Raw genomic sequence first — 20,099 nt, 5'->3', positions numbered from 1 at the left:
ACTTATTTCCCCTGTTCTGGTGTTACAAGTGTCTTATTTTCGGCATCAGCCTCAATGATGTTGTATTTGCCGGCGTGGCGGGCGAGCAGCTCGCCGTAGCGTTTGGATTTGTTCCAGTTCTGCACTTTGCTGAAGTATCCGACCACGCGGGTTTCGCCGACGACGTCGGTGGAACCGCATTCCGGGCACTGTTCGAGCAGTCCGCGGGTCTGGTGCTGGCAGTTATCGCAGAAGGTGAATTCCGGCGAGATGCAGACCTGTGCGGACTGGGTGCGGTGGAATACTTCGCTCATGAGGTGGGCGATGGATTCGGCGTCCGGCCGTTCCTCGCCGATGAAGCAGTGGGTAATGGCACCGGATTCGATCATGCTGTGGTATTTGGCCTGTTCGGTGATGCGGTCGACCAGCGAGACATCGGCTTCCGCAGCGAGATGGATGGAGTTGGTGTAGTATTCCGCGTCCTCCGGGCCTTTGACGATCTCTTTTGCTTCCTCGGAGAAATAAACCAGGTCGGATTTGGCCAGACGGCGTGCGGCGGATTCGGCGGGGGATTCCTCCAGCGTGAATTTAAGGTTGTGTTTCGCCGCGAGTTTTTTCGCTTTGTGGTACATATGCGCTACGATTTTGAGCCCGAAGCGCTGGGCTTCGCGGCTTTCATGGAGTTCCTGGCCGATCAGGAATCGGACGGCGTCGTTTACACCGATCAGGCCGAGGATGTAGGTGCAGTTTTCGAGGTCCACATAGGGTTTTCCGTCGTTGGCGGTTTTTCCAATCTGCCAGAGCGGATGGCCGGGACCCGAAAGCATTTCGGCGGCTTTGCGTTTTTTCTGCAGATGGGCTTCAACGGCAAGTTCCATGGTGCGGTCGAGCTCGGTGTAGAAATTCTGCACAATATCACCGCCGGAGCGGGCCGCGCGGTAGGAGGCCTGCGGAATATTGATGGTCACGTTCTGGAAGCCGCAGAAGCGCATACTTTCGGGATGCTTGAGCATGCGGTTGTCGTCGATGGTGGTGCGCAGCCGGCAGCAGGCGGACAGGGTGACTTCATCGCGATCGAAAATGAAATAGGTGGAGCCGTTTTTCGAGGCGAGTTCACAGGCTTCCTTGAAAATCTCGAACTGTGCGGGATCTTCGAAGGTTTCGCTGGATACGTGGAAATCGCATTTGGGGAATTCAAAGATCCGGCCGTGGGCGTCGCCTTCGCCGAAAACCTGCAGCAGGGCGCGGCAGAATTCCTGTGCTTCCCGGGTGTAGTCGCCGTAGGTTACGATGGCTTCGCCGTTTTCGGCGAGCATGGCTGCGACGTCGGGGTCATAGACGGTGCCTTCTTTTTCATCGGATATTTCGCGCAGCACCAGGCGTTTTCCCAGTTCCGGATCGTCATAATACAGATCCATCAGCCGGTTGCCGCCGGCGTCGGTTTCATCGCGCAGCTCTTCGGTGAGTTCGGCAATGGAGCCGTCTTTGAGGCGGAGCTGGTAGTGACCGCCGGGGCCGATGGCCGGGACGGTTTTCAGGTAGGACGGAACTCCGGAATGGATGTTGAAATCGAGGAACAGGGTTTGTCCGCCGCGGGAGAAGGCATTCTGAGAGCCGTTGAAAATCAGTTCCTGCGCAACCTGCTTGAGCTGTTTTTCGTCCATACCGACAAGGAACGGGGCATAGAAAATGTTAATGTAGGCGATGCCTAGGGCACCGGCATAGTTGGCCTGCATGGAGGCGAGGAAGGTGTTGAGGTGGCCGGTCAGTACGGAGGCCGAGCGTGCGGGGTTGGACGAGGTGTTGAGGTTGATCAGTCCATTGAGGCCGTATTTCTTGACGTATTCGATGGAGTGGGACGAGCAGTAGACCCGTGTCGGATAGCCGAGGTCGTGTACGTGAATGGCACCGGTGTCGTGGGCCCGCTTCACTTCCGGGCTGAAGATGGTGTCGAGCGCCCACTGTTTCAGTACGAGTTCGGCAATGCCCAGATTCACGGCTTCCGGGTTGTTGTTCACAATGTTCGAGTTTTCCGTGGATTTGGTGAACATCAGACTTTCAAGATAATCTTTGGATACGCGGTAAAGTGAGAGATCGCGCAGCTGGTGGGCATAGCCGCGTTCCGTCAGTTCGTTGTTGACCAGTTCGCGGATGAGCGCGGTGGAAATAATAGTCATATCGCCGCCGATGATGCGGTTTTCAACGGCTTTGGCGACGCTGATGGCAATTTCAACCGAGAGATCGGTTTTGTCGAGAATCTGCTTTACGATACGTTTGCGGTCCCAGGGCAGATTGACGTTTTTTGAAGAGGATTCGACGAGAAGGAGGGCGGCGTCGGTGACATCCACGTTGCCGGTATCGGTTCCGCGAACCCGGATGTTGCGCCGTGCAATTTCGCGCTGTTTGCGATAGCGCTTGTAGGCTGCGACAACGAGGGTTTCGCCCTGTTCCGCCAGTACGATTTCAACCAGATCCTGCACATCTTCAATTTTCGGAATGCGTTTGCCGTTTTCGTCGGGATGAACATAAAATTCACTGGCGGAATTAGCCAGCTGCTGCAGTACCTGGCCGGTGACTTTGGAAGCCAGTCCCTCGTTTTTCGGAATTCCCTGTTTTCTTGCTACGTCTTCAACGGCGCGGTCTATGGCCCGCTCGATTTTCTGCCCGCTGAATGGAACAATGAGCCCTGAACGTTTCTGGAAACCGTCAAAAATGATATTCGGTCTTTCCCCCGACATGATTTTATACCCCCTGGATGTTGTGTGTGTTAATGCACTGATGGATCAGTTTCTACGTAATTTCGAATCTGTAAATTACGCAATAGTATGTATACCTGTCAAGTAGGCTATACCACATATTGTGGTTAAATCATAAAAAAGCTAAATGCCCAATAAAAACAGGTGTTTTTGATTTTGGGTATTGGACTGGCTCTGAACTTGCTAGTATAACGGGGTTAAACATTTCTGTTTTTATTTGAAGCGAGGAGGCTTTATGTTGCCCGACTGGTTAAGTTTAATTGATGCAGCCTATGTGCTGATTGTGGGTCTGTTTGCGTGGAATGGACTGCAGAAGGGCTTTTCCGCACAGGTGGCTCATGTCATCACGTTTATTGCTGTGGGCGCACTGCTCTTTTTTGCCTATCCGTACTGCTTTGCATATTTCGGTCGGATTTTCCGGAATCTGGAGGAAACATATCTGATGTGGATTCTGCTGTGTCTGCTGTTGCTGGCGGCGGTCGGAATTTTTGTGCTGCTGAGTAAAATTCTGGCAGCGGTGCTGAAAGCGAATGCATCCGAGACGGCCGATGCCGCCTGGGGAGCCGTGCTGGGGCTGGTCCACGGAGCGATGTTCGGGCTGATTGCGTTGATTGTTCTGGTGATGATTGACCGTACGGGGGCGGCGTATGACAAACTGCGGATAAAGTCATATGTCGGAAAAACCGTCTGCTACAAACTGGTTCCGCGTGTTCAGCCCCGCTTAACTGCGCTTTATGAAAATAAAATCCGGGAGTGGAAAGCGGAACTGCTCCGTCGGGAAGAGGCGGGAAGTGAAGTGGAGATGTAATATGCTGCCGGAACCGGCCGGATTCAGGAGTAATCCGGTTCTTTGTCTTTCTGCGTTTCCCGCATCTGCAGGATTTTCAGGAAATGGAGCTGGGTGTCGTATTTGGTCATAACCACCAGAGAGATGATGGCCAGGGCAAGTGAAAGAATACAGAGGGTGGTGCGTGCTGTAAATGCCGTGAAAAGCATGCAGAACATTCCGACAATAAACAGGCCCAGATAGACATTGCGCCGGATAGTGATGCCTTTTTTCCAGCGGGCACGCATCTGCCCGTCAAACGCTTCGTGGATGAAGCGTTCGTTGTCTGGTTTTCCCGGTTTTGGTAAATGCATGCGTTCCCCTTAGTTAGAAAGGGTAGAATAAATAGCGATTTTCATGCCAGTCATTTATCGGATGCAGAATTCCGGTGTGCGGGATTGAGGGGGATAAAAGGTTCCGGTATGTCTATAGTCAGCTTTCATTCCGGAGAACTGTCATGCTCAAGCACACCTTGTTTCTTTTTATTTCCGCAACCCTTTTAACGGGATGCCATAGTTATCGTTCAGCAGAGTACGGGGGCGGTTTTTCCGCGGAAAAATCACGCGCAGGATTTCTTCCGGAAACCGGTGGGGCAGATCTGCCGGAACAGATGCTGATCTGGACCGGCTCCATTTCCATGGATGTGGTGAGCATCACCAATGCGGCCGCGCAGATTACGGCGCAGATCAAAGCCGTCGGCGGTTATGTTGAATCGTCGAGCCGTTATGATTACAGCAATCGCCCGACTGCTACGATGGTGGTGCGTATTCCTGCTGACCGGCTCGAAACGCTGCTGGACTCAATGGACAGTTTCGGCGATGTCACAGAGAAAAGCCTTTCTTCGCAGGATGTGACCGAACAGTATATCGATATGCAGGCCCGTCTCGAAACCAAGAAAAAGCTGCGGGACCGGCTGCAGAAACTGCTGGATCGTGCGGATGAAGTGAAAGATGTACTGGCGATTGAAAAGGAACTGACGCGTCTGCAGGCGGATATTGATTCGATGGCTGCGCGCCTTGAAGCAATGAAGGGAAAAGTCGATTATGCATCACTGACCATTCAGTTGAAGGCCCTGAAACATGAAAAAGTGCTCGGACCGCTCGGTTATGTATGGAAGGGGGCCGAATGGTGTGTCACCAAATTGTTTGTCTGGAAGGACGAGACCTACGAGCAGCAATAAATTATGGCCATGATTCCCAAAGAGCAGATCGAGGAAATCCGTGCACGGTGTAATATCGTGGAGGTGGTGGGGGCCTATCTGCCCGAACTGCGCCGCCGCGGTTCGACCTATAAATGCTGCTGCCCGTTTCATAAGGAAAAAACACCGTCGTTCACGGTCAACGACGCCCGTCAGATTTTTCACTGCTTCGGTTGCGGCACGGGCGGTGATGTCTTTAAGTTTGTGATGGACTACGAAAAGGTCGATTTTGTGACGGCGGTGAATATTCTGGCCGAACGGGTCGGCGTGGAAATTGTGTATGAGGGAGGACAACCCGATAAAAGCGGTAATAAAGATGTGCTGTTCAAACTGCATGCCGATGCCGCCGCATTTTATCACCGTATGCTGACCGACAGTCCGGATGGCGCAGAGGCCCGGCGCTACATGGAAGAGCGTGATCTGCCGATGGAGATTATTCGGGAATGGCAGATCGGTTATGCGCCGCAGGGCTGGGAGGAACTGCGTGCACGGGCAAGGAAAAAGGGCTATGCCGATGAGCAGCTTGAAGCGGCCGGTCTTGTGGTGGCTTCCGACCGCAACGGGAAAAAAAGTTTTTATGATCGCTTCCGCAACCGCGTCATGTTTCCTATCTGCGATCAGATGGGGCGGGTAATCGGGTTTTCCGGACGCATTATGAACAAGGCTGAAAAAAGTGCGAAATATGTAAACAGTCCCGAAACTCTGCTTTTCAAAAAAAACCGGGTGCTGTTCGGCTTTGATAAAGCGCGGAAACCCATCGTCGAATCCCGCCAGGCCATTGTGGTGGAAGGGCAGATTGATGCCATCCGCTGCCACCAGGCGGGGCTGAATAATGTGGTGGCTTCGCAGGGTACCGCGCTCACTGACAATCACGCCAAAATGATTAAGCGTTATGCCGATGAAGTGGTGCTGGTGCTGGATGCCGATGCAGCCGGCGTGAAGGCCGCACTGGCTTCTTCCGAAATTTTTATCGCCAATGAGCTGAGCGTCCGCGTAGTTACCCTGCCGGAAAAAGAAGACCCCGATTCACTGATCCGAAAAGAAGGCGTTCAGGTGATACGGGATCTTGTTTCAAATGCTCCTGAAGCTTCCAAATTTCTTATTTCGAGATTGATGGAAATTGAGAATATGGGCACTGAAGCGGGGAAGATGAGAATTATGAAAGCGGCGATTGGACTGATTGGCAGCAGTCCCAGTGCTGCTCGGAAAAACAAAATGATGCAGGACTTAACAGCATTGGGGTTGAACTTTAAAGTAGCTGCAAGTGAGCTGCGCAGAGCGAATTCTCAGAAAAAAAAGCTGGTGAGAAAAGTGGCAGAGGACGAGCCGGCGGCGCCTCCGCGTCCGCAGAAAACCTATCCGCGTCAGGAGACCGCGCTGTTGGAGCTGCTGGTGCATCACTATCGGGAAGTTCATCCGCTGGTGCACGATTTTCTGCCGCCGGAGCATCTTACTGATCCGACCTGCCGAAAACTGGTGGAAGTGCTCATGCTTGATCCACCGGAAACACTGACCGAAGCCTTCCATGAATTTTCGGAGACTGAGCAGAAAATTATCTGTCAGGTGCAGGTGGAGGAATCGCGGAAAATTGATGAGGAAACTCTGCCGGTGGAGCTGGCACAGCGATATGTATTGCTGTTCTGGAAACGCGCACTGGAGCGCGAACAGCAGGTGCTGGCGCGTCGTACCGATATGACCAACGAAGAGCGCTTTAAAGAAACCACCCGCATCAAACACGATCTCCATGCCCTTTCCAAAGGGTGGAGCGAAGCCCGGCCCATGCTTGAAGCCCGTCTTCATAAAGACGTGGAATTTTAGCCGGCTGCGGTGCCGATTCCGGCTGTCCGGAAAATAATCCGGCATTTTGATGCACAATAATTTTTCAGGTCTCCCGTTATTCATGCAGTTAAAGAAACTGTAATGAAACAGGAGATTAGAAAATGAAAAACCGTAGACAGAAAAGAGTCATTCAGCCTATTGATCCATCCGGCAGCCCTGAAGTGACTGCCCGCAATATCCAGACACCGGAGCGCGAACTTCCGGGGCATCCGATTCTTGTTGCGATTCTTGTTACCGGACTGCTGATTGCAGTTCTCGGCGTTACCCTCTCAAATATTGAGATCACTACCGCATCCGTCGGTAGCTGGAACCTGTTCGGTTAATGGGATGTCGGGGACTGGACATATACTGCACCGATAAACGGTGTTCTGCGCCGTGGATCATAACAGCGCTACACGGCGCAGAGCAGCGTTCGTAAAAGGATTGTACAGAGACAGTAGAAGGCTCAGCTCTCGCGGCCGCGCAACGGCGTTCCGCTTTCGGTGGATTTTGTTTTCCAGATCGCGGCCTCTTCCGGATTTTTTGCAATGCCGTTCCCCGTAGAAAGGCAAATGGAAAGATTGTACATTGCTTCCGGACATCCGGCATTTGCACCCATCCGGTAGTATTCCACGGCTTTGGCCATATCCTGCCGTACGCCCAGCCCCCGTTCATAACAGACACCGAGATTGTGCATGGAATCCGGATCGCCGCCTTCGACTGCTTTTTTAATGAGGCTGATGCCGGCGACCAGATCCTGAGCAACCCCTTTGCCCATCATATAACAGGCACCCAGTTTACCGGTTCCTGCAATGGAGCCGGCTGCCGATGCCTTCTGATACCATTCCGCACCGAGTTTTTCATTCTTTTCCAGTCCGCCTTCGCCTTTTGCATAACAACGGCCCACATAATACATAGAATCAGCATTGCCGTTTTCCGCGAGCTTCAGGTGAAGCTGCAGAGCCCGTACCGGATTTTTTTCCACGCCGGCTCCGATTTCGAGCAGTCCGGCCATAATCGACATGGCATCAATATTTCCAGCTTCAACTTCTGCATCCAGCAGCTGGATCGCAGTATCGGGTGACGGCACAGTGCCGATGCCCTGCAGATAGAAAATGGAGATATAGGCTTTAGCTTTTGATGAGCCGGCGTCGGCCGCGCGTTTGATCCAGCTGAATCCGACTTCTTCATCCCGCTCAACGCCGGTCCCGTAGGTGTAGCAGGTGCTGAGCTCCATCATGGCTCCGGCATGACCGCTTTCAGCGGCGGCAGTCAGCAGTTTCACAGCCTGTGCCTGATCGGTTTCGAGGAGGGCCAGGCCCTTGGTATAGATGCTTTCAGGGTCCTGCGCTCCGCCGTCACAGCCGGAGAGAAGCAGGATCAGGCCCGCAGTGCCGAGCAGATTCCGTAAAATTAATTTTCCATTCATACCGCTATCTATAGCCGACCCGGCAATAGATATTCAAGTCAGGTCGACACTCAATTTTCCGTTAGACCTTTCCCGGCATGGCATTACTTGCATATCCGGCATGCAATCAGTATAAAGTGCGCTTTTTCCGCCGGATAAATTTCGGTGTATTCATTTTGAAAGCAGGTAATGCCATGACATCCAATGAAATCCGTCAGTCGTTTTTTGATTTTTTTGAATCGAAGCAGCACACGATCGTAAAGTCCGCCAGCCTGCTGCCGGATGCGCCGAATCTGCTGTTCACCAATGCCGGGATGAATCAGTTTGTTCCGATTTTCCTCGGCCAGCAGAAGTGTCCGTATACGCCGGGCCGTGCGGCGGATACTCAGAAATGCATTCGCGCCGGAGGGAAGCATAACGATCTCGACGATGTCGGTCTGGATACCTACCACCACACATTTTTCGAGATGCTGGGTAACTGGTCGTTCGGTGATTATTTTAAGCAGGAGGCCATCGACTGGTCGTTTGAACTGATTACCAAAGTCTGGGGTTTTCCGCAGGAACGTCTGTATGCCACTTATTTCGGCGGGGATGAAATATCGGAAGCCGATCTGGAAGCAAAGGAAATGTGGCTGAAACTGCTTCCGCCGGAGCGTGTGGTGCCGGGTAACCGCAAAGACAATTTCTGGATGATGGGCGACACGGGTCCATGCGGCCCATGTTCCGAACTGCACGTTGATCTCACGCCGAACGGGGACTGCGGCGCGGAGATGGTGAATGCCGATCGTGCAGACTGCATCGAAATCTGGAACCTCGTTTTTATTCAGTTCAATGCCAATCCGGACGGCACGTTCACGCCGCTTCCGGCGCAGCATGTGGATACCGGTATGGGGTTTGAGCGTGCCTGCTCGATTATCCAGTGCACGAAAAATTTCACCGATTTTTCGGGTGTGATCTCCAACTATGAAACCGACGTCTTTACACCGATTTTCAAGACGCTGGAAAAAATGAGCGGGAAATCCTACACGAGTACGCTTCCGAAAGATCCGGCGAAACAGACCGAACAGGAAGCCGTTGATGTGGCGTTCCGCGTGATTGCCGATCACATCCGCTGTCTGTCATTTTCAATTGCCGACGGCATCCTTCCTTCGAACGAAGGCCGGGGTTATGTGCTGCGCCGCATTCTGCGCCGCGCCGTACGCTACGGCCGTTCGCTCGGATTCACGGAACCCTTTTTTTATAAACTGGCGGATACTGTTGTTGAACATTTCGGCGGTGCATTCCCGGAACTGGTTAGTAACCGCGACCGTGTGAGCCGTACACTGAAAGCCGAGGAGGATTCCTTTAACCGCACGCTCGATAAAGGGCTGGAAGTTTTTGAATCCCTTGACAAATCGAGCGGCCGTATTTCCGGAGAGGATGCTTTCCGGCTTTATGATACCTACGGTTTTCCGCTCGATCTGACGGAACTGCTCGGCCGGGAGGCCGGTCTGAGCATTGACAGCGAAGGGTTTGAAAAGCTGATGAATGAACAGCGTGAGCGCGCCCGTGCCGATCATGCTGCGAAAAAATCGGTGGTGATGGCTTCAGATAAAACGCTGGATGTGGATGAAACGCCGTTTCTGGGGTACGAAACTACGCAGATCCAGACGGTTGTGGCGGAGGTGCTCGACAACCATACTCTGATTCTGAAAGAAACCCCGTTCTATCCGGAATCCGGCGGTCAGCAGGGCGATCACGGTGAAATTAAAGGGAATGAATTCGGCTTCAAGGTGACCGATACGCAGAAAACTCCGGAAGGGATTATTGTGCACAAGGGTGAGCTGGTATACGGCGCGCCGATGAAAGGTGTTCCGGTGATGGCTTCGGTTGACCGCTTCCGTCGTGGGCAGATGCGCCGGAACCATACCGCCACGCATCTACTTAATGCTGCTCTTCGCCGGATTGTTGATCCGAACATCCGTCAGGCGGGTTCGCTGGTGGCCAACAACCATCTGCGGTTCGATTTTAATCATTTTGAAGCACTCAATCCGCAGCAGATCCGCCAGATCGAGCAGATGGTGAATCATGAAATCATGAAAAACACGGAACTGCAGACGGTTGAAATGAAACTGGCCGATGTCCAGAATGCACCGGATATCCAGGCGGTGTTCGACGATAAATACGGGGATGTGGTCCGCGTGGTTTCCATTGGTGAAACCAGTAAAGAGCTTTGCGGAGGTACACATGTTCAGATGACCGGTGATATCGGGCAGTTCCGTATTGTTTCGGAATCGTCCGTGGCATCGGGCATCCGCCGTATTGAAGCGGTGACCGGTCTCGACGCGCTGAACTGGTCGGCCAATGAACATGAACTGGTTTCTACCCTGAGTCAGAGTCTGAGTGTAAAACCGCAGGAGCTGCCGGAGCGTATTAAAGCGATGACCGAGCAGATTAAAGCGGTTGAAAAGCAACTGAAGGAACTGCAGACCAAAGCGGCAGTTGCCAATGTGGACGGTCTGGTGGGTAAAGTGAAGGAAAGCGGCGGGGTGAAGGTTCTGGCGGCCGAGCTCGGTGAAATGCCGATGGATGCGTTGCGCCAGGTGCTCGATGGATTGCGTCAGAAAATCGACAGTGCCGTCATTGTGATCGGTTCCTCCAATGGAGGGAAAGCCTGTCTGGCGGCCAGTGTTTCCGAGGACCTTGTGGCGAAAGGTATTCACGCCGGCAAGCTGATCGGACAGGTTGCGAAAATCTGCGGCGGCGGGGGCGGCGGCAAGCCCGATAAAGCTCAGGCCGGCGGTAAAGATGCCTCCAAAATCGGCGAAGCGATTCAGGCGGTCTCCAAAGTGGTCGATGAAATGGCTGGTTAAAGACCGGCCGGATTCCGGAACCCGCGCCATGCTGCAGATTTGGAGCGGGTTTATTTTTTCGGGGTGAGTTTGAGGATGGTTCCCGGATCGTTGAGAACGACGTAGATTGCGCCGTCGGGGCCGCAGCAGACATCGCGGACGCGGCCGGCGTTTTTAAGAATTACCTCTTCATGAATCACCCGATGATCCTCAATGCTGAGGATACGGACATCTTCATATTTGAGCGATCCGACGATCAGTTTGTTGTTCCATTTCGGGAATAGATCGCCGGAATAGAAATCGATACCGCAGACGGCGGTGGAGGGGTTCCAGTACCAGATCGGTTGTTCCATGCCTTCCTGGTGTGTGAGTTCGGTGATGATGGTGCCGTTGTAGTTTTTTCCGTAAGTAATGACGGGCCAGCCGTAGTTTTTTCCGGATTCGATGACGTTGATTTCATCGCCGCCGAGCGGCCCGTGTTCGGAAGCCCAGAGTTCGCCGGTTTCGGGATGAAAAGCGAGCCCCTGCGGGTTTCGGTTGCCGAGGCTGTAGACCGACTTTATGGCGCCTTTGGTGCGGCGGAAGGGGTTGTCGCGCGGGATTTTTCCGTCGCGGTGAATACGGTGTATTTTCCCATTGGGCCGCGCCGGGTCCTGGGCATGCATGCCGGTGCCGCGGTCACCGATGGAAAAGTAGAGGTCTTTATTCCGGTCGAAAACAATGCGGGTGCCGTAGTGGTGGCGGGTGGTACGATAGGTTTCGTGCGGGGCTTCAAAAATAACTTCCTCGTCTTTCCAGAGGTTGCCGTTGATGCGGCCGCGTATAAGTTTGGTCATGGCCGGTGCCTTACGTCCGTTGGGGCCGATTTCGAGACCATGGCTGTAGGCCAGATAGACCCATTGGTTGTCTTCGTCTGTATAGTCGGGATCGAAAGCGACGGCGAGCAGCCCGCCCTGGCCTTCGGCAACGACTTCGGGGGTGCCTTCCACCGGTTTGGAAAAAAGGTGACCGTCTGCATATACGCGAAGGTTTCCCGAGCGTTCGGTGATCAGGGCGGTATCTTTATTCAGAAAAGCGATGTCCCACGGCGTGTCGAGTCCTTCGGCAAAAACCGCTACGTCAATTTCATAGTCCAGGGTCTGGAGATAGGTGGGAAGGGGCAGGGCGGCGGGTTCGGCGGCGGATTCCGCTTTCCGTAAAAAAGCGACGAGATTCTTGATTTCTTTATCGGACAGCGTGTTTTCGTAGGCCGGCATGCCGAGGTGAGTGATACCGAATTTGATGTTGCGCTGGATGGCGCCGTCGGCATCACCGAACTGCCAGATGCCGTCGACCAGACTCTGAGCGCTTCCGCCCTGGAAGCGGGCACCGTGGCAGTGTGAGCAGTGTTTCTGATACAGCTGTTCGGTTGTGGCACCGAATGCAGCCGCAACGAAGAGAAGGAGACTGATGAATAACGATCGTTTCATAATCGGAGTATGAACCGGAAGCGGGGCGGGTGGCAATGGGAAAAATGCGGCGGTGCCGATGCCGGCACGTTGCTGGCGGGTTTTTCATCGCGAAAGTGAACGAATGCATCTATAGTGACACATCCTGCTGTTATAACGGTTGCGAAGTAAATGTTAAAGAGAGCTTTTGATGGCTAAAAACTTTAAATACCTTTTCGGGCCGGTTCCTTCGCGCCGTCTGGGCCGTTCGCTGGGGGTGGATCTTATTCCGTTCAAAACGTGTACGATGGATTGCACTTTCTGTCAGCTGGGCGAAACGCCCTGTACGGTGAGCGAGCGGGGGAATTACGTGCCGATGCAGGATGTGATTGGGGAGCTCGGTCAATGGAAGCGGAAAGATGGGCGGGCGGATCACATCACGTTGGCCGGTTCCGGAGAGCCGACATTGCATTCGCATTTCGGGGATGTGTTCTGCTGGACGAAGGAGGAAACGAAGATTCAGTCCGTTCTTCTGACGAACGGGACGCAGTTTCATGATCCCGATGTGCGGGAACAGGCGGTGCTGGCTGACCGGGTGAAGGTGACGTTGAGTGCCTGGGATGAAGAGAGTTTTCAGCAGATTCACCGTCCGGCAAAAGGGATTAATTTTGAACTGCTTGTGGAAGGGGAGCGGGCCTTTCGGCATGAATATCTCGGTGAGCTGTCGGTGGAGGTTTTCATTATCGACGGTGTTAATTCGCAGTTTGACCATGTAAAAAAAATTGCTGAAGTGGTGCGGTCGCTTTCTCCGGACCGGATCGATATCAATACGGCGGTTCGCCCGCCGGCTGATCCATCAGTTAAACCCTCTGCCGCAGAGCATCTGCAGGCGGTTGCCGAAATTTTCGGCCCGACTGCTTCGGTGACGGCGTCATTCAAAAAACAGGGTTTTGAGTCACTGGATATCAGCGAAGCGGCTCTGGTGAGCCTGCTTAAACGCCACCCGGCCACCTGCAGCCAGCTGGCTGAAGAACTTAATCTGGCCGAAGATAAAATGTTTAAAACCCTCAAGCAGCTGGTTTCGATCGGATCGCTGCATGAGCGCCGCTATGACGGCGAAGTGCATTTCTTCTGCGCCGATTAATACGGGACTTATCGGTGCAGTATTTTCAGGCCCGGAATCTATTCTGTTTCTGCGGCTTTGTCTTTTTTTGCAACCTGTTTGAGGCGACGTGCGACGGCATAGTGTCCCGCTTTTGCTGCGAATGATTCGGCGGTATCGCCATCCACATCGACGAGCGCGTAGTCGGCCCCTTTTTCGAGGAGCAGTTCAACATTTTCAAGCTGACCTTCTGCGGCGGCCCACATGAGGGCGGTGAAGTGTTCGTTGTTGTCGACCTTGTTGATTTCCGCGCCGGCATTAAGCAACAGCATTACGGCGTCTTTACCGTTGGGGGCACTGGCTGCGAACATGAGCGGGGTGGTGCCGGTGGTATCCTGGGCGTCGACCGTGGCTCCGGAAGCAATCAGCAGTTTCACAATTTCAGTGTGGCCGTTAAAGGCGGCAAACATGAGCGGGGTACGGTTGTCCGGGTCGGTTGAGTTGACATCGAAGCCCTGTTTCAGGGCGGTTTTGATGGTGTCGATTTTTCCGTAGAGGGCGGCCTCGACGACTTCCTGCTGGGAGATGGTTTCAACGGCGTTGGAAGATGTCTGGGCGAGGATAGCAACCGGCAGCAGTGCGGCGAGAACAAGTGTGATCAGTTTCATAGATTTTTCCTGGTTAATGTAAAATCAATATCGGACCACAGACGGTGGATCAACGCAAGGGCAATTCCCCATTGCCGGACGCATAGGATTTTTTTTCTGATTCGAAGGAGGCGGAGAAATGCACCGGTTTTCTCATCCCGTCGTATGCTGGCTTCGAGCACCCTTGCTCTGTACGGGTGTATTGAAATTGCGGCGAATTTGTTCAGGAGCGTTCAGTGGCGGTAAAAGCCGGCTCCGCGGGGCAGGGCGGGGATGCTGAAGAGTGAAGCGAGGGTCTGTGCAATGTCATAAAACCCTTTGCGGTGTCCGAGGTTCCGGGCGGGGCGTTCGCGGCAATGGGAAAGCAGGGGAACATATTCGCGGGTATGGTCGGTGCCTTTGAAGGTTGGATCATTGCCATGATCGGCCGTGATGATCAGTACATCGTCGTCTGCAAGTGTTGGAAGAAAACCGGAGAGCCATTCATCAGTCTGTTTCAGGGCGTCGGCATATCCTTGCGGATCACGGCGATGGCCATAGAGCATGTCGAAATCAATAAAATTGGCGAAGATCAGTCCATCACCCGGTTTTTGCATAAATTGTTCCACCACCTGCTGCGATTCTTCGGTGTTTCCGGAGTGAATGCTTTCGGTGATGCCGCGGTGGGCGACGATGTCTTCAATTTTCCCGACGGCGTAAACGGGAATGCCGGCTTCGGTGAGGCGTTCGGTGATGAGCGGTTCTTCGGGCGTGTAGGCATAGTCGCGCCGGTCTTCAGTGCGCTGGAAGGCGCCGGGTTTGCCGATGAACGGCCGGGCAATGACGCGGCCGACTTTGAGCGGGTCACACAAACGACGGGCAATTTCACAGCCGTGGTAGAGTTCGTCGAGCGGAATAATATCGTTATGGGCGGCCAGCTGCATCACGGAATCCGCGCTGGTATAGGCGATCCAGGCGCCGGTTTTCATATGTGCTTTTCCGAGCTCTTCGATAATCGCGATACCGCTTGCGGCTTTGTTTCCCAGGATTGGGCGTCCCGTTTCCTTTTCAAAGGTTTTAAGCAGTTCGACCGGAAATGACGGGAAATTCATGGGAAAATTGTGGAAGCCGGGATTGATCTCCAGTCCGCAGATTTCCCAGTGACCGGTAATGGTGTCTTTTCCGACTGACTGTTCTTCCATCATTCCGAACGAGGCGACTGGATGTCTGACGGCTGAAATTCCGGGGATGGGAAAATCTGGCCGGATATTCCCGAGACCGAGTTTTCCGAGGGTGGGCAGGTTGAGTCCGCCGACTGCCTTGCCGATGTGCTGAAGCGTTGCGCTTCCGGCGTCGCCGTAGTCGGCTGCATCGGGAGCTGCGCCGATGCCTACGGAATCGAGTACAATCAGAATTACCTTCATAAGGTATTTAAGCTATCGGTTTTTTCAGCCGCTGGAAAGGGGAATGGGGAGTCCTGTTTTTGAGGGTTTGGCATTGATTTTCGGAGGGGTGAGGGGAGAATAAGGGTTGATTTAACGGAGGTTATTTATGGCATTTACATTGGAAATCGGGGAGCGGGCACCGGCGTTCAGCCTGCCGGCCACGGATGGGAAAACCTATGCGCTGGACGATTTCAACGAAAAGTTTCTGGTCATCTTTTTTACCTGCAACCATTGTCCGTATGTGATCGGTTCGGATGAAAATACCCGGAAAATTGCGGAAAAATTCCAAGGATCGGATGTGCGTTTTGTGGCCATTAATTCGAACAGTCCGAATACGTATGAAGAGGACAGTTGGGAGCATATGGTTGAGCGGATGGAGAAATATAAATTTCCATGGCTTTATCTGCACGATGCCGGTCAGGAGGTCGCGGAGGCTTATGGCGCGCTGCGCACGCCGCATTTCTATGTCTTTGATGAAGAACGGAAACTGGCATATGTAGGGCGTGCGATTGATACGCCGCGGGATCATACGCAGGCAACGACCCATGAGCTGGAGGATGCGCTGGAGGAACTGCTGGCGGGCAAACCGGTGAGTGTGCCGGTAACCAATCCGATCGGTTGTAATGTGAAATGGGAAGGAAAAGACCGGAAATGGATGCCGCCGGAGGCGTGCGACCTGGTTTGAAAAGATATTAATCTAATGGAATAAAGTCGGTCAGAGGGGTTGAATTTATAAAAACCCGCCATATACTGGCTATATTTATGGGGAAAGCGATATTGAACCTTAACAGAGGAAGGATACTCATGAAGAAGATCGCAATGTTGTTGGTAACGGCTGGAACTATTGGAATGCTCAGTGGTTGTGGTATTCCGGAGGAAGAGCATAACATGATTATAGAGGATCTCAAAACTCAGCACCAGGAAGAGGTGGATAAGCTGAAAGGCGAGATCGAAGAACAGAAAGAGCTGGTTTCCAACGAAAAGAAGAAAGTGCGTCAGGGACGTATTGAACTGGATGATGCAACCGAACGGATTCAGGACCTGCAGCAGAAATCTGCTCAGACATCTAAAGAACTCGCGGCTGAAAAATCCAAAGTTTCCAAGCTTGAATCCGAGCTGAAAATCACCAAAGCCAAGTTAACTGCTGCTGAAGAGCGTGCAACAGAAGCTGAAACTGCGTTGAACACACTGGATGTTGAACATCAGGAACTGAAGCGCCGCTTCGAAATGTTCAAGAAGAATATGTCCAGTATTTCCACGGCTCCGGCAAGTGCTCCGGTTGCAGTTGAGGCTGCTCCGGTTGTTGAAGCCGCACCGGCTTCGGCTCCGGCCCCGGCTGCTCCGAAAACGGATGCTGAGAAAGCCTCCAGTCTGCTGGAACAGATGGGAACGCTCTAAACGGTTTGTTCTTTTGACGAAAGCCCGGTGCATTCCGGGCTTTTTTTATGTCTGCCCCGCGTTACAGTCATTCGAAGGAGACTGGAAATGAAAATTCAAATAATACTTGCTGTTCTGTTTGTCAGTGCGGCTGTCCGGGCATTGGAAGTCGGAGATGCCGCACCGTTGTTTACTGCACAGGACCAGGACGGGCGGTCATGGAGCCTGGAAGAGCAGCTCGGTGGTAAGCCGGTTGTGGTTTATTTTTATCCGGCCGCTATGACCGGGGGCTGTACCAAACAGGCCTGCATATACCGCGATTATATTACCGGCGGTGATCCGACGTTCAGTGTGGTCGGCATCAGTGCTGATAACCCTGCGGGGCTGAAAGCATTCCAGACTGCGGAAAAACTCAATTTCCCTCTGCTGTCCGATCCCGGGGGCGCGATTGCTCAATCTTTCGGTGTTGAAGTGAAAGCGGGAGCGCAGACAATCAGACGGACCGTCAACGGCAGGGAAATTGAACTGACGCGTTCGGCGACGACCATGCGCTGGACCTTCGTGGTCGGTCCTGATGGAAAAATCATTTACAAATCCGACAAGGTAAAACCGACTGAAGATCTTCAGCATGTGCTGACTGCGCTAAAAAATTAAATTTCATAGCGGGACGTCTATGATTTGATGAGCGAAAATACCTTGTGATTTCCGAGTTTTTCACGCCCGTTCAGAAAACCGAGTTCCAGCAGGAAAGCCAGTTCAACGATTTCCGCATCGAAATTTTTGTCAATCAGTTTGGCGGTGGCACCGACGGTTCCGCCGGTGGCCAGGATGTCGTCGATCACAATGATGCGCTGGCCGGGTTCAAAGGCGTCCTGATGAATTTCAACGGAATCGGTTCCGTATTCAAGTTCATAGGATTCACGATGAACCGTGTGGGGCAGTTTTCCCGGTTTGCGGACCAGACAGGTTCCGGCGCCCAGTACATATGCCAGCGCAGATGCAAAGATGAATCCGCGGGCTTCGACGCCGACTACCATATCGATACGTTCATTCCGGTAACGTTCTGCAAAGGCGTCGATGGTCATTCTGAACAGTTCTCCGTCGCTCAGCAGAGTGGTGATATCTTTGAATTCTATGCCGGGTTTGGGAAAGTCGGTGATGGTACGGATGCCGTCGCTGATCTTTTTCATGATAAACCTTTCAGGGTTGAGGGTGTTTCGGCCGCAGGAAATCAATGGCGACTCATGCTTTTCGGCCGGGTTATGCGAATGATGTAATCGGTACTGTGAATTCCGTTTTCCCCTGCTGCGGAAAATTTGCGAAAGTATGGACATTAGGGGGCTTCGGGATTGAAAAACAAGCCTTTTAAGGGAATGCTGTCTTTCGCGTGTTCATACTTGATTTTTCCGGCGGTATATATTATATAGCGCACTGGAAGGAAGCAGGTTATGCGGAAATGTGTCATAGATGAAGAAGTGGTCGTTCATCCAGTGGCCGGCATGCAGCTTTCGGAAGGATACATTCGGGAGGTCGGACAGGCCCGTTTTCGTGGGTGTCTGCCTGGTATTGAGCCCGAGGCCGGCGATACGGTCGACGAAGTACTCTCCCGTCTGGCTGCGAAAGCGAAGGCCTTTTATGGCGATGATGTAGTGGTTGAAATTGCCGTGCATCATTGAATGTGGTCGACAGCATGTTCATGAATAAAGACAGCCGCCGGGCTGTCTGAGGACTTTTTTTACTCTTTTCACCGTGCCCGAAACGGCGCACTATCCGGGCCGATTTTCAATCAATTGGAAAAGGGATGGAAAATTCATGACGCTTGAAGAGTTCGGTTACAGCGATTGGTTTGCAGATCAGGTCAACTCCGAAATGGAGGAAGGGCTAACGGTTGCCCGGGTTACAGCCATTCATAAGGGCGAGTGCGAGGTGTCGGACGGCGAGGACACCCATTCGGCAAAAATGACCGGAAGGCTGCGGCATCATGCGAAATCCAAACTGGATTATCCAACGGTCGGTGACTGGGTGCTGGTGAAGGATTTTGACGATGAAGAGTGCATCGGCCGCATTACACGCGTATTGAAGCGGAAATCGGAATTGAAACGGAAATCTGCCGGCCGCACGACACGCTATCAATTGATTGCGGCAAATATTGATACGGCCTTTATCATGCAGACGCTCGGTCCGGGGTTTAATCTGAAACGGCTGGAGCGCTATCTGGTGATGGTGAATGAAAGCGGTATTGAACCGATGATTCTTATGAGCAAAACCGATCTGCTCCGTCCCGAAGAGCTGTCAGCCCGGATGCAGGAAATTAACGAACGTATGCCGGGTATCCGGATTTTTTCTTTCAGTAACCACAGCAAGGATGGCCTGGCGGAGGTTGCCGAACTCTTTGAGCCGGAAAAAACGTATTGTATTATCGGAACATCGGGTGTAGGCAAAACAACCCTGCTGAACAACCTGCTGGGAGAAGAGGATTATCTTTTTACACTTCCTGTCCGGGAATCGGATGGAAAAGGCGTACATTCGACCACCTGGCGGGAGCTGATTACACTGGATAACGGTGCGCATGTGATTGATACCCCCGGCATGCGTGAACTGGGCAATATGGACGTCAATGAAGGGATTGGCGAAACATTCGAAGATATCATCGAACTGTCCGCTCAGTGCAGATTCAACGACTGTTCGCATGTAAATACGAAAGGCTGTGCGGTCATTGCCGCAGTTGAGGCGGGTACACTGCCCGAAGCACGGTATCAAAATTATGTCCGTCTCATGAAAGAGGCGGCATTTCATGAGCAATCCGCTCTGGAAAAACGGGACAGGGACCGGAAGCTGAGTCGGTTTTACCGCTCAACCCTGAGCCGGAATCGAAAAATGAAAGGTGATGTCTGATGGAGTATGTGTTCGAAACGGAGATGATGGTTCGCGATTATGAATGCGATCTGCAGGGTATTGTGAACAATGCGGTGTATCAGAACTATCTCGAACACTGCCGGCATGAATTCCTGCACGATGTCGGCATTGATTTTGCACAGCTCTGTCGCGATGGAATTGATGCCGTTGTGATCAAAGTTGATCTGAATTATAAATTTCCGTTAATGCCGCGCGATGTTTTTATTGTGAAACTGGGTATGCACAAGCAGGGGCGGGTCCGGTTTGTGTTTGATCAGGCGATTTATCGGAAAAAGGATGAGAAGCTGATTCTTGAAGGGGCGGTTACCGGTGTTCTGACTCGTAAAGGGCGTCCGATTCAGCCCGATATTTTTGATGACGTATTTGCTTCCAGGGGCTGGGAGTTTTAGC

General features: G+C 52.7%; 19 protein-coding genes. 12 read left to right on the top strand and 7 right to left on the bottom strand.

Translation table 11 applies throughout. The features are described from left to right. Positions 1 to 2: 2 nt before the first annotated feature. Entirely contained in the window at positions 3 to 2,717 is a 2,715-nt protein-coding gene (locus tag EGM51_13510) for a hypothetical protein (GenBank protein ID QBG48359.1), read from the bottom strand. 253 nt (positions 2,718 to 2,970) lie between these two features. Between EGM51_13510 and EGM51_13505 the strand changes: the two genes are divergently transcribed. Continuing rightward, positions 2,971 to 3,543, top strand: coding sequence for a CvpA family protein (locus tag EGM51_13505; GenBank protein ID QBG48358.1), 573 nt, complete (start codon positions 2,971 to 2,973; stop codon positions 3,541 to 3,543). Between the two features lie 23 nt (positions 3,544 to 3,566). Here EGM51_13505 and EGM51_13500 read toward each other — a convergent pair whose 3' ends face one another. Beyond that, positions 3,567 to 3,875: a hypothetical protein gene (locus tag EGM51_13500; protein ID QBG48357.1), complete on the bottom strand. Its 309-nt coding sequence runs from the start codon at positions 3,873 to 3,875 to the stop codon at positions 3,567 to 3,569. Positions 3,876 to 4,018: 143 nt separating this feature from the next. Between EGM51_13500 and EGM51_13495 the strand changes: the two genes are divergently transcribed. From EGM51_13495 to EGM51_13485, 3 genes are all read left to right on the top strand, one after another. Further along, the gene (locus EGM51_13495) at positions 4,019 to 4,741 is read left to right on the top strand and encodes a DUF4349 domain-containing protein (GenBank protein ID QBG48356.1); all 723 of its coding nucleotides are present in this window, start codon (positions 4,019 to 4,021) and stop codon (positions 4,739 to 4,741) included. A gap of 3 nt (positions 4,742 to 4,744) precedes the next feature. Beyond that, on the top strand, positions 4,745 to 6,577 hold the full coding sequence (gene dnaG / locus EGM51_13490) for a DNA primase (GenBank protein ID QBG48355.1): 1,833 nt from the start codon (positions 4,745 to 4,747) through the stop codon (positions 6,575 to 6,577). Between the two features lie 122 nt (positions 6,578 to 6,699). Further along, on the top strand, positions 6,700 to 6,921 hold the full coding sequence (locus tag EGM51_13485) for a hypothetical protein (GenBank protein QBG48354.1): 222 nt from the start codon (positions 6,700 to 6,702) through the stop codon (positions 6,919 to 6,921). A 122-nt stretch (positions 6,922 to 7,043) separates the two neighbouring features. Here EGM51_13485 and EGM51_13480 read toward each other — a convergent pair whose 3' ends face one another. Then, positions 7,044 to 8,006, bottom strand: coding sequence for a hypothetical protein (locus tag EGM51_13480; GenBank protein ID QBG48353.1), 963 nt, complete (start codon positions 8,004 to 8,006; stop codon positions 7,044 to 7,046). 173 nt (positions 8,007 to 8,179) lie between these two features. On the opposite strand from EGM51_13480, the gene alaS reads away from it, so the two are divergent. Then, positions 8,180 to 10,837 (top strand): alanine--tRNA ligase, encoded by a 2,658-nt coding sequence (gene alaS / locus EGM51_13475; GenBank protein QBG48352.1) that lies wholly within the window; start codon positions 8,180 to 8,182, stop codon positions 10,835 to 10,837. 50 nt (positions 10,838 to 10,887) lie between these two features. On the opposite strand, the gene EGM51_13470 is transcribed toward alaS, so the two are convergent. Further along, complete coding sequence (locus tag EGM51_13470) at positions 10,888 to 12,285, bottom strand: c-type cytochrome (protein QBG48351.1); 1,398 nt, start codon at positions 12,283 to 12,285, stop codon at positions 10,888 to 10,890. 169 nt (positions 12,286 to 12,454) lie between these two features. On the opposite strand from EGM51_13470, the gene EGM51_13465 reads away from it, so the two are divergent. Further along, entirely contained in the window at positions 12,455 to 13,387 is a 933-nt protein-coding gene (locus tag EGM51_13465) for a radical SAM protein (protein QBG48350.1), read from the top strand. A gap of 38 nt (positions 13,388 to 13,425) precedes the next feature. On the opposite strand, the gene EGM51_13460 is transcribed toward EGM51_13465, so the two are convergent. Continuing rightward, entirely contained in the window at positions 13,426 to 14,013 is a 588-nt protein-coding gene (locus tag EGM51_13460; protein ID QBG48349.1) for an ankyrin repeat domain-containing protein, read from the bottom strand. 212 nt (positions 14,014 to 14,225) lie between these two features. Then, complete coding sequence (locus tag EGM51_13455) at positions 14,226 to 15,395, bottom strand: phosphopentomutase (GenBank protein ID QBG48348.1); 1,170 nt, start codon at positions 15,393 to 15,395, stop codon at positions 14,226 to 14,228. Positions 15,396 to 15,522: 127 nt separating this feature from the next. Between EGM51_13455 and EGM51_13450 the strand changes: the two genes are divergently transcribed. The 3 genes from EGM51_13450 to EGM51_13440 all read left to right on the top strand — a co-directional run bounded on the left by EGM51_13450 (position 15,523) and on the right by EGM51_13440 (position 17,447). After that, positions 15,523 to 16,101 (top strand): thioredoxin family protein, encoded by a 579-nt coding sequence (locus EGM51_13450; protein QBG48347.1) that lies wholly within the window; start codon positions 15,523 to 15,525, stop codon positions 16,099 to 16,101. Positions 16,102 to 16,220: 119 nt separating this feature from the next. Then, positions 16,221 to 16,814, top strand: a complete 594-nt coding sequence (locus EGM51_13445) for a hypothetical protein (GenBank protein ID QBG48346.1) — start codon at positions 16,221 to 16,223, stop codon at positions 16,812 to 16,814. Positions 16,815 to 16,901: 87 nt separating this feature from the next. Further along, positions 16,902 to 17,447, top strand: a complete 546-nt coding sequence (locus EGM51_13440; protein QBG48345.1) for a peroxiredoxin — start codon at positions 16,902 to 16,904, stop codon at positions 17,445 to 17,447. Between the two features lie 17 nt (positions 17,448 to 17,464). On the opposite strand, the gene EGM51_13435 is transcribed toward EGM51_13440, so the two are convergent. After that, complete coding sequence (locus EGM51_13435) at positions 17,465 to 17,983, bottom strand: adenine phosphoribosyltransferase (protein ID QBG48344.1); 519 nt, start codon at positions 17,981 to 17,983, stop codon at positions 17,465 to 17,467. A 258-nt stretch (positions 17,984 to 18,241) separates the two neighbouring features. On the opposite strand from EGM51_13435, the gene EGM51_13430 reads away from it, so the two are divergent. The 3 genes from EGM51_13430 (at position 18,242) to EGM51_13420 (ending at position 20,098) form a co-directional block, all read left to right on the top strand. Next, positions 18,242 to 18,469 (top strand): hypothetical protein, encoded by a 228-nt coding sequence (locus EGM51_13430; protein ID QBG48343.1) that lies wholly within the window; start codon positions 18,242 to 18,244, stop codon positions 18,467 to 18,469. Between the two features lie 136 nt (positions 18,470 to 18,605). Continuing rightward, positions 18,606 to 19,688 carry a ribosome small subunit-dependent GTPase A gene (rsgA, locus tag EGM51_13425; GenBank protein ID QBG48342.1) on the top strand — a complete coding sequence of 361 codons (1,083 nt, stop codon included), beginning with the start codon at positions 18,606 to 18,608 and terminating at the stop codon, positions 19,686 to 19,688. Further along, positions 19,688 to 20,098, top strand: coding sequence for an acyl-CoA thioesterase (locus EGM51_13420; GenBank protein ID QBG48341.1), 411 nt, complete (start codon positions 19,688 to 19,690; stop codon positions 20,096 to 20,098). Before rsgA ends, EGM51_13420 begins: the two co-directional genes overlap by 1 nt. Position 20,099: the final 1 nt, after the last annotated feature.

The sequence above is a fragment of the Verrucomicrobia bacterium S94 genome (assembly GCA_004299845.1).
Classification (GTDB): domain Bacteria; phylum Verrucomicrobiota; class Kiritimatiellia; order Kiritimatiellales; family Pontiellaceae; genus Pontiella.
This window is presented reverse-complemented; position numbering and strand designations above follow the sequence as displayed.

Excerpts from the sequence above, each read along its gene's own strand:
- EGM51_13510 (QBG48359.1), bottom strand. The coding sequence starts at position 2,717 with ATGTCGGGGGAAAGACCGAATATCATTTTTGACGGTTTCCAGAAACGT.
- EGM51_13505 (QBG48358.1), top strand. The coding sequence starts at position 2,971 with ATGTTGCCCGACTGGTTAAGTTTAATTGATGCAGCCTATGTGCTGATT.
- EGM51_13500 (QBG48357.1), bottom strand. The coding sequence starts at position 3,875 with ATGCATTTACCAAAACCGGGAAAACCAGACAACGAACGCTTCATCCAC.
- EGM51_13495 (QBG48356.1), top strand. The coding sequence starts at position 4,019 with ATGCTCAAGCACACCTTGTTTCTTTTTATTTCCGCAACCCTTTTAACG.
- dnaG (QBG48355.1), top strand. The coding sequence starts at position 4,745 with ATGGCCATGATTCCCAAAGAGCAGATCGAGGAAATCCGTGCACGGTGT.
- EGM51_13485 (QBG48354.1), top strand. The coding sequence starts at position 6,700 with ATGAAAAACCGTAGACAGAAAAGAGTCATTCAGCCTATTGATCCATCC.
- EGM51_13480 (QBG48353.1), bottom strand. The coding sequence starts at position 8,006 with ATGAATGGAAAATTAATTTTACGGAATCTGCTCGGCACTGCGGGCCTG.
- alaS (QBG48352.1), top strand. The coding sequence starts at position 8,180 with ATGACATCCAATGAAATCCGTCAGTCGTTTTTTGATTTTTTTGAATCG.
- EGM51_13470 (QBG48351.1), bottom strand. The coding sequence starts at position 12,285 with ATGAAACGATCGTTATTCATCAGTCTCCTTCTCTTCGTTGCGGCTGCA.
- EGM51_13465 (QBG48350.1), top strand. The coding sequence starts at position 12,455 with ATGGCTAAAAACTTTAAATACCTTTTCGGGCCGGTTCCTTCGCGCCGT.
- EGM51_13460 (QBG48349.1), bottom strand. The coding sequence starts at position 14,013 with ATGAAACTGATCACACTTGTTCTCGCCGCACTGCTGCCGGTTGCTATC.
- EGM51_13455 (QBG48348.1), bottom strand. The coding sequence starts at position 15,395 with ATGAAGGTAATTCTGATTGTACTCGATTCCGTAGGCATCGGCGCAGCT.
- EGM51_13450 (QBG48347.1), top strand. The coding sequence starts at position 15,523 with ATGGCATTTACATTGGAAATCGGGGAGCGGGCACCGGCGTTCAGCCTG.
- EGM51_13445 (QBG48346.1), top strand. The coding sequence starts at position 16,221 with ATGAAGAAGATCGCAATGTTGTTGGTAACGGCTGGAACTATTGGAATG.
- EGM51_13440 (QBG48345.1), top strand. The coding sequence starts at position 16,902 with ATGAAAATTCAAATAATACTTGCTGTTCTGTTTGTCAGTGCGGCTGTC.
- EGM51_13435 (QBG48344.1), bottom strand. The coding sequence starts at position 17,983 with ATGAAAAAGATCAGCGACGGCATCCGTACCATCACCGACTTTCCCAAA.
- EGM51_13430 (QBG48343.1), top strand. The coding sequence starts at position 18,242 with ATGCGGAAATGTGTCATAGATGAAGAAGTGGTCGTTCATCCAGTGGCC.
- rsgA (QBG48342.1), top strand. The coding sequence starts at position 18,606 with ATGACGCTTGAAGAGTTCGGTTACAGCGATTGGTTTGCAGATCAGGTC.
- EGM51_13420 (QBG48341.1), top strand. The coding sequence starts at position 19,688 with ATGGAGTATGTGTTCGAAACGGAGATGATGGTTCGCGATTATGAATGC.